Source organism: Pseudobacteroides cellulosolvens ATCC 35603 = DSM 2933 (assembly GCF_001262605.1).
Lineage (GTDB): Bacteria > Bacillota > Clostridia > Acetivibrionales > DSM-2933 > Pseudobacteroides > Pseudobacteroides cellulosolvens.
This window is the reverse complement of the sequence record NZ_LGTC01000001.1, coordinates 3744132-3756857: the sequence shown is the minus strand read 5'-3', so window position 1 is coordinate 3756857 and position 12726 is coordinate 3744132. Positions and strand designations below refer to the sequence as shown.

The 12726-nt window shown below is 33.3% G+C and carries 11 protein-coding genes and 1 pseudogene; 9 read left to right on the top strand and 3 right to left on the bottom strand.

What is annotated here, in order from left to right:
* Positions 1 to 1761 precede the first annotated feature (1761 nt).
* Entirely contained in the window at positions 1762 to 1962 is a 201-nt protein-coding gene (locus tag Bccel_RS15320; protein ID WP_036946093.1) for a hypothetical protein, read from the top strand.
* Positions 1963 to 1982: 20 nt separating this feature from the next.
* Positions 1983 to 2345: a hypothetical protein gene (locus Bccel_RS15315; RefSeq protein ID WP_036946091.1), complete on the top strand. Its 363-nt coding sequence runs from the start codon at positions 1983 to 1985 to the stop codon at positions 2343 to 2345.
* 188 nt (positions 2346 to 2533) lie between these two features.
* On the opposite strand, the gene Bccel_RS15310 is transcribed toward Bccel_RS15315, so the two are convergent.
* From Bccel_RS15310 to Bccel_RS15300, 3 genes and pseudogenes are all read right to left on the bottom strand, one after another.
* Complete coding sequence (locus tag Bccel_RS15310; protein ID WP_050753515.1) at positions 2534 to 2902, bottom strand: hypothetical protein; 369 nt, start codon at positions 2900 to 2902, stop codon at positions 2534 to 2536.
* A 305-nt stretch (positions 2903 to 3207) separates the two neighbouring features.
* Positions 3208 to 3528, bottom strand: coding sequence for an HNH endonuclease (locus Bccel_RS15305; RefSeq protein WP_050753514.1), 321 nt, complete (start codon positions 3526 to 3528; stop codon positions 3208 to 3210).
* 326 nt (positions 3529 to 3854) lie between these two features.
* Positions 3855 to 5016 (bottom strand): annotated as a pseudogene (locus Bccel_RS15300) (IS3 family transposase).
* On the opposite strand from Bccel_RS15300, the gene Bccel_RS15290 reads away from it, so the two are divergent.
* The 7 genes from Bccel_RS15290 (at position 5003) to Bccel_RS15260 (ending at position 12421) form a co-directional block, all read left to right on the top strand.
* On the top strand, positions 5003 to 5638 hold the full coding sequence (locus tag Bccel_RS15290; RefSeq protein ID WP_160317730.1) for a tyrosine-type recombinase/integrase: 636 nt from the start codon (positions 5003 to 5005) through the stop codon (positions 5636 to 5638). The pseudogene Bccel_RS15300 and the gene Bccel_RS15290 overlap by 14 nt on opposite strands.
* Positions 5625 to 6803: an IS91 family transposase gene (locus tag Bccel_RS15285; RefSeq protein WP_050753512.1), complete on the top strand. Its 1179-nt coding sequence runs from the start codon at positions 5625 to 5627 to the stop codon at positions 6801 to 6803. The genes Bccel_RS15290 and Bccel_RS15285 overlap by 14 nt, the downstream gene beginning before the upstream one ends.
* A gap of 438 nt (positions 6804 to 7241) precedes the next feature.
* Positions 7242 to 8000 carry a DUF2310 family Zn-ribbon-containing protein gene (locus Bccel_RS15280; protein ID WP_050753511.1) on the top strand — a complete coding sequence of 253 codons (759 nt, stop codon included), beginning with the start codon at positions 7242 to 7244 and terminating at the stop codon, positions 7998 to 8000.
* A gap of 743 nt (positions 8001 to 8743) precedes the next feature.
* A complete protein-coding gene (ltrA, locus tag Bccel_RS15275) occupies positions 8744 to 10396 on the top strand; it encodes a group II intron reverse transcriptase/maturase (RefSeq protein WP_036945782.1) in 1653 nt (550 codons plus the stop codon).
* A 241-nt stretch (positions 10397 to 10637) separates the two neighbouring features.
* Positions 10638 to 10763, top strand: coding sequence for a hypothetical protein (locus Bccel_RS32125; RefSeq protein ID WP_276326180.1), 126 nt, complete (start codon positions 10638 to 10640; stop codon positions 10761 to 10763).
* A gap of 117 nt (positions 10764 to 10880) precedes the next feature.
* The gene (locus tag Bccel_RS15270; protein WP_036945780.1) at positions 10881 to 11207 is read left to right on the top strand and encodes a hypothetical protein; all 327 of its coding nucleotides are present in this window, start codon (positions 10881 to 10883) and stop codon (positions 11205 to 11207) included.
* A gap of 51 nt (positions 11208 to 11258) precedes the next feature.
* A protein-coding gene (locus Bccel_RS15260) for an IS3 family transposase (protein WP_152966029.1) occupies positions 11259 to 12421 on the top strand; the annotation gives its coding sequence in 2 pieces (ribosomal slippage) (positions 11259 to 11508 and positions 11508 to 12421; 1164 coding nt in all).
* Positions 12422 to 12726: the final 305 nt, after the last annotated feature.

The window sequence follows — 12726 nt, the reverse complement described above, 5'->3', positions numbered from 1 at the left end:
CCAGAGGAACTATTGAGGAATGAAGATTCTTTTATGGTTTACATATAAATAAAGATTCCATGTCATTATCCCTTACTCTGCAAGTTAGACCATTAATATGTTTCTGTTTTATTTCTTTATCAGTAATATTATGGTCCTCTGATTTTACCTGCTGGTTTCTAGAAACATTAATAAGGCTAGGAAAAGCCCAGCCAACTATCAAAAACATTATTTCAATTCTTTATAATAAAAGTTCTATTTCCACCCATTTGCTGCTAAGATCTTATCTGGAATTCTCAACTGTAACTGCATGTCAATTTCTTTCCAAAAGTTAGTTGAATCACAATTATCATCCCATTGAAGACAGTCTTGAAACCCAATAACTAAACTGGAAAAAAATATTATAATTTTTGTATTTTTATTATGCTACTCTAATGTTTCACTCGAATTTATATAGCTCTGGGAATTATTGCATAAAAATCCGGTGTTACAATTGTGTCATAGCATTCCGGCAATAATTCTATATGTAGAGTGTGCCTGTAAGGCACACGATATTCAGCAAGGAAACCTTGCATAGTAAGGCCTAGCCAGCCGCTATTACCAAGTCTTTGGTTTAAGCGTAGGACAGGGAGCAAACGAGCCAAAATCCGATAGGGTGAAGTGATTGAGCCTCGATAGTAGATTAAGAATGAGTACGCCTTATTGGCACAAGCAATGGAGAAATGTAAAGATGATAATGGTGAGAAGAAATATAAACCGTCTATGGTATATGATTGGATTGACCATGTGAGGAAATTAGGTTTAGGGCAGGTGTTTTAAATACTCTATAATTTTATATTATCCACGTATTCCAATTAAACTAATAATGAGTAGTTAAAGAATATGCACTTATGGCTATGTTCCGAGAATTCATGAAAAGCAATTATAAAGTATGTAATGGAGAAAATAAATGTATGGCTATGAATAATAAATCTATTTTAGATTTTAATGATTACTCTACATTTAAAACAGAATATGATATGAGAATTTCTAGTTCAAAAGCTGAATACTTTCACAGTAAAATCTGATGATGTCTTTTTTGTTTCAAAAATGCTGTAAAGGAATATGATTCATTTAAGCATTTACATATATTTTTTAACCATTGCGTGAAATTCATTAAACAGTTTGGCAATGTAACTGTGGATGGTGGAAAATTGATTTTTATAGTTATATGGTTATATGGAACAGGAAGGTAGATAAAGATTGGTATGAATCAGTATATAGTTCTCAATTAAAGAAGTTTACTATTAGCGATAAGAATATTCCAATAAATACCTTATCTTCATATTTAGAGAAACATGAAGATAAGGTATGAGATTAATGATGGCAAATTAACTGTAAAAAATATATTTTTGCATGTGATTTCTTCAAAGATCACCCAAGAATCACTTACAGGGCAGTTGCTGCTCTGACTCTACAAGTCACTGTGAAGTCACTTCGCAAGCTTCTTTAAAGCCACCTGCGAAGATTTTAAAGTATGGCTCCTTTAGCGAGTTCTAAAGAATGGGGGCAAAAGGCTCGGATTCCGCTTCGTGAGAAGCTTTAATGCAGATTCGGAGAAACGCTTATCAACTTCTTTAAATCAAGTGTATATTATTTGGGAAAAAAGCCAGATATTCTGCTAGAAATCCTCTGATTTTAACATCAACCAATTATTTTGAACTATTTTCTATGTATAATTGTATTTTTACTCGATAATTTATATAATTTAACCATGATATAGAAATATTGGGGGATATTCATATGTTACAGATACTAAAGGATTTTTTTGGGAGTATTAACTGGTCAACGGTTATTACAGCAATTCCCATCAGTGCTCTTGTGGGTTCGTTTTTTACCTATATGCTTAATGGAAGAAGAGAGAAACAAAAATCAAAAAAAGAAATAATTAGAAGTGCTAAAATTATTAATCTTGACCTTATACTGCAACATTTGAAGGGATAAGAGTTCAAAATGAAATTCCATTGCCGCATATCGGTAAAGCTCCTGAATGTATTCCATTAAACTCTAATTATCCAAATTTAATTAATGTAATAAGCGAAAAATTAACTCCAAAAGAATTAATGTTATTAAATAAGACATATGGTATTTTAGAAAAAATAAAACAAGATATTTTAAAGTATAATTACACATTAGATTCAATAGCTAATAGCGGAATTAGAATGTCGTATAAAATTTTGTTAGTTGAGTTATTTGACGGAAATCTAGAGGAATTAAAAAACTTAAAGGGAAAAGACTATGATTCAAGAGAATTAATGGACTTAATGGGTGACAGATATAAAAGTTTATTCGAAAAAATAGATAAAATATCAGATGAAAAGATATAATAGTTATAATTTTACACAGTCTATCAAGAGACCGTTGTTGCATTATACTTATAACCAATATACAGCATTTCTGGTCCCCTGATATTCCTTAATAGCTTTCCTGATAGGTGTATAAAATTTTATTTTTTATTTAATAAATTTTGTAAGACTTTGAGACATATAAGTTGCCATAATATTGAGATTTTGATTCATTCCAACAATTCTGGAATACTCATAGTTTCTAAATAGCTAATACCATCATTAATTGCTATTGAAAGTAATTCATTAATTATTGTATATTTTGTTTCAATATTGCTATCATCATATTCCCACCAAAACTTATTAATATATTTATCACTTAAGCTATGTCCTAACACTGGAATTGGCTTGATCGAAGTTGAAAATTCTATACGCATTGCATGTTGAAAATTACTTTTTTGGAATACAATATACTGTGTTACATCATCTCTTTTTTTTGAGAATGCTATTCTTAAAGAGCCCTGTTTACCTTCTAACACAAAATTATGAGTTGCTAGAACTGGTCCAGCAACTTTTTTGATTATTGTAAATATGGACATTTTCTTCACCCTTGATATTCTCTATTGTTTCTTCCATTATACATGATGATGGTTTTAATAGCACCCATTTTATTGGATGCTATTCTATCGGAACAACTGGTTCCCGATACTCCGACTTATCCCGCATCATCTTATACACAATATTAATAAGCTTTCTCATAATACATTTGACCCGTAGGGTAGGACTAACAGCGTCTTGCTTGTTTTACCAAGTAGATTTCTGCGTCCCCCCTCAGAACCGGACTTACACCTTTCAATGTATCCGGCTCGCCAGCTGTTTCTAAGTGTAAAGTCAATCGATTTATCTATATTTCTTTTCCAAAATGGATGTCTTTATGGCATTTTTTGCACACTATTAAAGTTCTACGATTCAGTTCAATCATTCTTTGTACCCAATATGGAGTTATTATATTTGCCTTAAAATATTTGTCTTTTAGGCTTTTTAGTTTTTTAACGTGGTGAACTGCAAAATCCCCAGGAATACTACTTTGTATTCCGCAAAGTTCACATTTACAATTCTCAAGCCTTTTGATTACTAAAGGTTTTTTATAGTAGATTTCATTAGTTTCCTTTAGCCACTTTTTGGGCTGATTCATGTATATTAATGGCTCGTTAAAATATGTCATGGTTTTACTTCCTGTTTTAGTCTCATAATTTACACCAATTATTTTACGAGTCCCTGTGCCGTGTTTCCTGGGCACATCTATTCCATATTTTTTTATAACCTTTGTGATCGAACTGTCTTCCTTTCTTGCTATAGTTGCTGCTGGAGTGTTTACAGTAAATTAGACACAGAGAAGCTTGCAAAATCTTAATTTTTTGGGATTTTTAAAATTGGGTGTTATTATTAGGTTAACTTATTATTGCGCTATAGCGTTAATTGTAAATTAGTGCAATATATGGAATTAACGAAGCGAAGTAACCCGAAATATTTACGATAATAAAATTCAGCCTATGCTGAATGTCTATTTCTATAGTCCTTTTCAAATTCTATTGGTGACATATTTCCTAATGTTGAATGTATTCTTTTGAGATTATAAAAGGTTTCAATATATTCAATTATTATTAATTTGGCATCCTCACGGGTTTTGAACCTTCTACCATGAATTATATCTTTTTTTAATGTTGCAAAAAACTTTCAGCACAAGCATTGTCGTAACAATTCCCTTTCCTACTCATACTTTGCCTTATTCCTCTTTCTCTTAGTCTATCTTGATATTCATAAGCTGCGTATTGACACCCGCGATCTGAATGGAATATCAAGCTGCTACCAGGTTTCTCCCTTATCATTGCTTGATTAAGTGCAGAAATGGCTAATTCCTTAGTAATTCTTGAGCCTAAAGACCACCCAACAACTTTTTTGCTGAATAAGTCTTGAATACTTGCAAGATAAAGCCAGCCTTCATCTGTTGGTATATAAGTTATATCTCCAACCCATTTTTCATTTGGTCTATTTGTAGTAAAGTCTTGATTTAGGAGATTAGGAGAAACTGGATAAGTATGATTTGAATTTGTTGTTGCCTTGAATTTTCTCTTTAATCTGCTTACTATACCATTTTCATTCATCAGCCTCTTAATCCTTCTCTTTGAACAGAGTATACCTTCTTTATTTAATTGTATTTTTATTCTTTTTTGCCCGTAGGTTTCATATGATTCTTTGTGTATCTTATTTATTATTTCAATTAATTCTTTATCATTCTTCTTTCTGTTACTTTCAGGCCGTTTTAGCCATTCATAAAATGAGCTCCTTGAGATATTAAATATTTGGCACATCTTCAAAACGCAAAAGTGGGAGCTGTTTTCCTTAATAAACTTATATTTTACTTCACGTCTCGACTGAAGATGGCCATGGCTTTTTTTAATATTTCATTTTCTTCTTCCAAATCCTTTAATCGTTTTTTTAATATTCGGAGTTCTTCATCTTCAGGTCGAAGATTACCTTTGCCTGGAAACGCATCTTCACCATGCTGGTGATACTTTTTTATCCAATCTCTTATTGTTGTTTCTGTTACTCCAATGCTTATTGCTACTTCTCTCACTGTCTTTTGTTTTTCTGTAACCAACTTTATTATTTCTTTCTTATATTCAGTTGTAAAATTGGTGTTTGCTGCCATTGGCGGACACATCCTTTCTTTTGTCTATTATACAAGCTTTCTATGTGTCCATCAAACTGGTTGTACTCCAGATCAAGAGATTCAAAAAATATTTGACAATGCACCTCAAGAAAAATATAGAACAATGTTCACGTTAATGTTTGCGACCGGTATGAGGATTGGTGAGGCTATAAGACTTCAAATAAAGGATATCCAGCCTGAACGTAGTCTTATTCAAATTTGGAATGGAAAAGGTCAAAAAGATAGAGTTACATTGCTATCTCCATCTCTTTTGAAAGAACTTGAAGAACACCTGGAAAAGAACAAACCAATCAAATGGGTTTTTGCTGGTGATAAACCTGGAACTCACATTACTGCAAGGTCTGTACAAAGGGCATTTAAAAACTCACTGGTAAAGGCTTCAATAACAAAGCAATTTACAGTTCACACCCTTAGGCATAAGTTTGCAACAAGTGTAGTCGAAATGGGAAACGACATCTATAGACTGCAACAGTTAATGGGACATAGTTACGTAAGAACAACATCGAGATATATCCACATCAGTAATCTCCATGCTCTGACTGTAGAAAGCCCTCTTGAAAAATTGGTGAAAGATAAAAACAAGGGCAATGATAACACCTAAGAACAAAAATAATACTGTGGAGAATGTTAGAAATGCTACAAAAGATATATCGGATATATTTAGAAAACATTTTTACAAAATAAAAAGCAAGTATAGATACCCATATCATGTTTTGAGAGCAGTAGAAAGTATTTGCCAGTGCCGGACGAATTCGCTGGGAACGCAAATATATAAATGTGATAGTTGTGGTGAAGAACATGAAATAGCAATGTCTTGCGGAAACAGACATTGCCCAAAGTGCCAGCATGAAAAAAGAAAAGATTGGCTAGATAAGCAAATAGATAGAATGCTGCCTATTGACTATTTTCATGTTGTTTTTACACTTCCGGATTCTCTTAATGATTTAATTTTACATAATCAAAAAATATTGTATGGAGTGCTATTAAAATGCGTTAAAGAAACACTTATTGAGCTTGGCAGAGACAGGATGAGGGCTGACATTGGTGCGATTGCAATACTACATACCTGGGGGCAAAATCTATCATATCATCCCCATGTTCATAGTGTAGTAACAGGCGGAGGAATTAATGTTGATTCTAAAAAATGGATTAGTAGCAAAAAAGGATATTTGTTGCCAGTTGAGGTGATGTCAACGCTATTTAAGGGCAAATTTCTATCTTATACCAAAGAACTACAACAAAAATTGACAAAAAAAGGCAAGGAAAAGATATCCCATGAAGAATTAAAGGACTTGTTAAAACCCTTGTATAAAAAGGATTGGGTGGTATATAGCAAAAAGCCTTTTGCCAATTCGGAAGAAGTTTTTAAATATATGGGGAATTACACACACAGGGTTGCAATAAACAATAACAGAATAGAAAATGTTGATGAAGATGAGGTAACTTTCAGATACAGAGATTACAAGGATAAGAGCACTATAAAAAGTATGACATTACCTGTTACCGAATTTATGAGAAGATTTTTACTGCATATATTACCTCCGAATTTTGTGAAAATAAGGTATTTTGGTATACTTGCAAACTCGTCAGTTAAGATGCGAGAACTATGTGTGGGAGTTTTTGAGGATTGGAATTTTCAAAAAGATAAAGCATCGGATCCATGCATTAAAGAATCGAAAAAGTGTGTGAAATGCAATATGGGGAATATGATGCTTATATCTTTAATGTATAGAAGCCGTGATAGGCCTTATACAAGAGTTTCATAAAAAATGAAAGATTTCAGTATCTCTATTTTGTTATGCAGTAAAATATTTTATGATTACAAATTAGTGAAAATCCTGTGAAAAACAATAAAATTGAATGATATATCAAGTATGATTAACTGGTGTAATATTGAAAATTATTGATAAAATGATACAATTGTAGATGTTAACGAAAGTTATTTGAGTAGATGAAAATACATCTTTAACTAATACAAAAAACAGTAAAAAAAGTCAAAACCCTAATCCGTAATGAGTGGTTGCAGCTTAGTCCAACGAAAGCCATTACGACATTGGGCAATTGGATTATAGAGCATGTTTTGGAGTTCAGTATTGCCCAATATCGCAATGGCTCCAAGGCAATATATGAAATCCTTTTTGTGCCACATTATGTTTTTTTACATTCTGTCGAAGTATAATCAATTCATTAACTAAGAGAAGGAAATGAATGCTATGTTTATTTGTGAAATCAAATTTAAATCGGAAACAATGAATGAAGAGATTTTAGATAAAATTTATGCTTTTACTGGTTCATTAATAAGAAATGGACAGATTATCGGAAGGACTTACCCTATAGTTTTTAATGGAGAAAATTATATTGGGTGTTTCATGATTCCTGAAAAAGATTCACTTGATATGAAATATGCTAGTAAATTTGTAAAGGAATCAGTCGCTGCACTGAATAAAATGAAAGTCAAGTATGAGTACATTGTTACTGGTGAAGACCCTGATAGCAAAATTTCATGTGAGTGTGATAAAATTGAATATTATGTTTTATATACTAATTATATTTCAACTGAATCACCTGTTCGATGTGGAACTTGCTTTAACCCAATTCCAGTATATAAATTGCCTGAAAATACATGTTGTATTTTGGGTTGGGAAGAAGATTACATGACACTAGATTTGCATCAAATGCATTGTCAAAGTGGAGAACGGTATGCAATTAGACAAATGAGTAGATATGACAGTAATCTATCAAAGAAAGGCATTGAAATATGTAATACTTTTTTCAATGAAACCAGCATTCCAATGTATTATTATTTATATCATCCAAAGAGTAATAGTAAAAAGCCGGAGCTAAGTAGAAAATGTCCTAAATGCAATGGCGAATGGCTTTTGGATAGACAATTGTACAATTTTATAGATTTTTGTTGTCACAAGTGCAGATTGCTTTCAAATATAGCTTGGGATGTTTATTAAGAAATGTTGGAAATTCATCGCTAGAAGAATGAAAGTAGCATTTCTAATGTTGAGAAAGGACTTCATATATCAAAACATGCCCGTAAAAGTGCGGTTAGAATGTCAAGAAGAATCGCTCTGCGGGTCATCCCATGTAGATAATCCGGTACGACACGAAGTTGTGCAGATAAATGTTTAATTAATAAACCTGTTATTCCGTTAACAGTAACCTAGCAGCAGGTGCGTGAATGGCAACATTCGGGTGCTAAGGTGCTGTGACAAAGTAGCCCTTTCCCCAAAAGGGAATAAGCAATCTTCGTGAGAAGAAAGTGATACTGCTAGCACAAAGGCGGTTGGGAGCGAGGTTGTGGATGGTATGGTTAAGATAACTAAATTGCTGATAAATACCGTTACTGCAAAAGAGCTAAATGTGCTGATAAGCTCTGACCAAAATGGTACATAGCAAGTTAATTCCTTTGGTTCTGGGATTACACGGATATAATGCTATCGGTAGAGAGGCAGAACCTAACCCATCTGATAAGTTATCTGTACGAAACGTAGTAAGCCCACACTTCTCCTTGTGCACAAGGTAGGGAGCCGTAAGGCGAACCGAAGGGAGTCTGGGTATGGGAAAAGTGGAGGAAGCGAATGCCATACTGTAATGGTATGGATAGGGACGAATGTCCTAACGTGAGAGCGTGCAGACTTCCACTAGGTGTTCAATTACGAGATAATCTGTAGAATTTTCGAAGGGATAAAAGCAAATGAACGCTTTGGCGTGTGCATCTACCGACAACAGAATACAATGGTCAAACATATTGTGGGACAAGTGTCAGGATGTTGTCAGGAAACTACAAATACGTATCGTAAAGGCTCAACAGGCAGGCAAATATGGCAGGGTTAAAGCCTTGCAATGGTTACTAACACATTCATTCAGTGCAAAACTTTTAGCAGTAAAAAAGGTCACAAGTAATAAAGGCAAACATACGCCAGGCATTGACCAAATAATATGGGAGAAAGAAAATGAGAAACTAGAAGGAGCAAAAAGTCTTTCACGCAGAGGATACAAAGCTGAACCTCTAAGAAGGGTATTTATACCTAAGAAGAATAGTACAAAGAAAAGGCCATTAGGAATACCTACAATTAAAGACAGAGCAATGCAAGCATTGTATTTAATGGCACTAGACCCCATAGCAGAAACTATATGTGATAATAATGTATATGGATTTCGCAAAGCAAGGTCTACAGCAGATGCAATAGAACAAGCATTTACTGTACTAAGTACGAAGAGCTCATCAAAATGGATACTTGAGGGAGATATCAAAGGATGTTTTGATAATATAAGTCATGAATGGTTAATAAATAACATTCCTATAGACAAACAGATTTTAATGCAATGGTTAAAAGCCGGAATTATATTCAACGATGAATTTTTCGACACAAAAGCGGGAACACCTCAGGGCGGAATCATCTCGCCTTGTCTTGCAGTATTGACGCTAAATGGGCTTGAAAAAGAGCTCAAAAGCATATTCAGAAAGAAAACAATAAACGGTGTATCCATTCGACCAAAAGTAAACATTGTAACCTATGCAGATGACTTTATTGTTACAGGGTATACAGAGACCCAACTGAGGGAAGAAGTAATGCCTGTAATAGCTTCTTTTATGAAAGAGAGAGGTTTAGAATTATCAGCCGAAAAAACATTAATAACGCATATTGATAAAGGATTTGATTTTCTCGGTAAGAATGTGAGAAAGTATAAAGGTAAGCTTTTAATAAAGCCGTCAAAGAGTAACATAAAAGCATTCTTGCAGAATATATACAAAGAGATAGATAAATACTCTTCAGTAGAGCAAGAAAAACTAATTGAAATACTTAATTCCAAAATACAAGGATGGGCTAATTATCACAGACACAAAGTCTCAAAGAAAGCTTACTCTTATGTTGACTATCAAATATTTAAACATATATGGCGTTGGGCATGTAGGAGACATCACAATAAATCAAAAGAGTGGATTCAGAACAGATATTTTCATATTATAGAAACAAGGCAATGGGTGTTTGCAGTAAAAACGAAAAAAGAATTAATATGCTTAAAACATGCTTCCGATACAAAAATACTAAGGCATCAGAAAATAAGAGGGGATGCAAATCCCTATGACAAAGAGTGGGAAAACTACTTCGAAGAACGAGAAGGGTATAGGTTGTTTGAGAGTATGGGTGGCCGAAAGAAGTTAATAAAATTGTGGAACAAACAAAGAGGAAAATGTCCTTTTTGTAGTGAAAGAATAACCAAAGAAACCGGATGGCGATTGCATACAGAAGAATCAACCAATAACAAAACAATAGTACATCCTGAATGTCACAATAAATTTCATGGTTTCATAAAAAAACCTGTTGAGTTGGCTGTTACATAGAGTTGAAACAGTTTATGAATGCTTGAGCCGTGTGAAGAGAAACTTTCATGCACGGTTCTTAGGGGAGAAAGGCCAGTAATGGCCTGACTTACCCGACCACCACACCGTTTCGCCGGCCGCATAGCCGCTCTCATGTGTGGTTCTCTGAGGTCCGGCTCAAACGGCGTCGGGCATGTAAACGATAAAGGCAAATACAAAATTTTGTAGGTATTCTTTAATAGAAATTTTTTAGAGGTGGGACATGGAAAGTTCAAAAAATAAACCTGAAAGATTAAATAAAGCTATTAAACGAATTCTAGGTGAAACCTTTGAAAGAGCTGGATTTAAGTATGATTCAAATAATGAGTGGGTTAGGAACAATAATTGAGTAGAAAAAGTAATTTTTGATAAGACACCAAGAAGCGGGATTGTTTATGCTGATATATCAAAAGATTGGTATCCACCAGCCCCTGTTGATAAAGTTAAATGTAATGATTACATGAGTATGATACAAAAAACAGAGGGCATATTTAAAAAATTTAATGGAAATGTCGCAACACAAATAGAGTTTTTGGATTACGATGGCAGGAGAATAAGAGAATATTGCAATAAAGAAACTCAGTATTATTTAGATGATAAATTAATTGAAAAATCAAGCTTTACTGAAGGAATAAAAATTGTTGTTGAAACTAAAAATGGAGACCTGTTTATTAAGAATGTGTGGGGATATAAAGATATTGAATATATTGAAGTTGACGAGTTTCAGAAAATTTTAGAAAAGTATTTGTGCAATAAGAAAGGTTTTTATGCTACTGGAGTACAACCAGTTTGATGGACACATAGAAAGCTTGTATAATAGACAAAAGAAAGGATGTGTCCGCCAATGGCAGCAAACACCAATTTTACAACTGAATATAAGAAAGAAATAATAAAGTTGGTTACAGAAAAACAAAAGACAGTGAGAGAAGTAGCAATAAGCATTGGAGTAACAGAAACAACAATAAGAGATTGGATAAAAAAGTATCACCAGCATGGTGAAGATGCGTTTCCAGGCAAAGGTAATCTTCGACCTGAAGATGAAGAACTCCGAATATTAAAAAAACGATTAAAGGATTTGGAAGAAGAAAATGAAATATTAAAAAAAGCCATGGCCATCTTCAGTCGAGACGTGAAGTAAAATATAAGTTTATTAAGGAAAACAGCTCCCACTTTTGCGTTTTGAAGATGTGCCAAATATTTAATATCTCAAGGAGCTCATTTTATGAATGGCTAAAACGGCCTGAAAGTAACAGAAAGAAGAATGATAAAGAATTAATTGAAATAATAAATAAGATACACAAAGAATCATATGAAACCTACGGGCAAAAAAGAATAAAAATACAATTAAATAAAGAAGGTATACTCTGTTCAAAGAGAAGGATTAAGAGGCTGATGAATGAAAATGGTATAGTAAGCAGATTAAAGAGAAAATTCAAGGCAACAACAAATTCAAATCATACTTATCCAGTTTCTCCTAATCTCCTAAATCAAGACTTTACTACAAATAGACCAAATGAAAAATGGGTTGGAGATATAACTTATATACCAACAGATGAAGGCTGGCTTTATCTTGCAAGTATTCAAGACTTATTCAGCAAAAAAGTTGTTGGGTGGTCTTTAGGCTCAAGAATTACTAAGGAATTAGCCATTTCTGCACTTAATCAAGCAATGATAAGGGAGAAACCTGGTAGCAGCTTGATATTCCATTCAGATCGCGGGTGTCAATACGCAGCTTATGAATATCAAGATAGACTAAGAGAAAGAGGAATAAGGCAAAGTATGAGTAGGAAAGGGAATTGTTACGACAATGCTTGTGCTGAAAGTTTTTTTGCAACATTAAAAAAAGATATAATTCATGGTAGAAGGTTCAAAACCCGTGAGGATGCCAAATTAATAATAATTGAATATATTGAAACCTTTTATAATTTCAAAAGAATACATTCAACATTAGGAAATATGTCACCAATAGAATTTGAAAAGGACTATAGAAATAGACATTCAGCATAGGCTGAATTTTATTATCGTAAATATTTCGGGTTACTTTGCTTCGTTAATTCCATATATTGCACTAATTTACAATTAACGCTATAGGGCAATAATAAGTTAACCTAATAATAACACCCAATTTTAAAAATCCAAAAAATTAAGATTTTGCGAGCTTCTCTGTGTCTAATTTACTGTAAACACTCCACATGTTGGTGTTGACAAAATTTTAAACTCAAAAGGACAACTTAACTTAGGTCATTTAGAGGAGATATATGATATAAATAATGCACTTAGAGCTGATAATTAGCTATCAGGAAAGCTATTAA

Coding starts and splice junctions, on each gene's coding strand:
- Bccel_RS15320 (WP_036946093.1), top strand. CDS start 1,762: ATGTTACAGATACTAAAGGATTTTTTTGGGAGTATTAACTGGTCAACG.
- Bccel_RS15310 (WP_050753515.1), bottom strand. CDS start 2,902: ATGTCCATATTTACAATAATCAAAAAAGTTGCTGGACCAGTTCTAGCA.
- Bccel_RS15305 (WP_050753514.1), bottom strand. CDS start 3,528: ATGACATATTTTAACGAGCCATTAATATACATGAATCAGCCCAAAAAG.
- Bccel_RS15285 (WP_050753512.1), top strand. CDS start 5,625: ATGATAACACCTAAGAACAAAAATAATACTGTGGAGAATGTTAGAAAT.
- Bccel_RS15280 (WP_050753511.1), top strand. CDS start 7,242: ATGAATGCTATGTTTATTTGTGAAATCAAATTTAAATCGGAAACAATG.
- ltrA (WP_036945782.1), top strand. CDS start 8,744: ATGAACGCTTTGGCGTGTGCATCTACCGACAACAGAATACAATGGTCA.
- Bccel_RS32125 (WP_276326180.1), top strand. CDS start 10,638: ATGGAAAGTTCAAAAAATAAACCTGAAAGATTAAATAAAGCTATTAAA.
- Bccel_RS15270 (WP_036945780.1), top strand. CDS start 10,881: ATGATACAAAAAACAGAGGGCATATTTAAAAAATTTAATGGAAATGTC.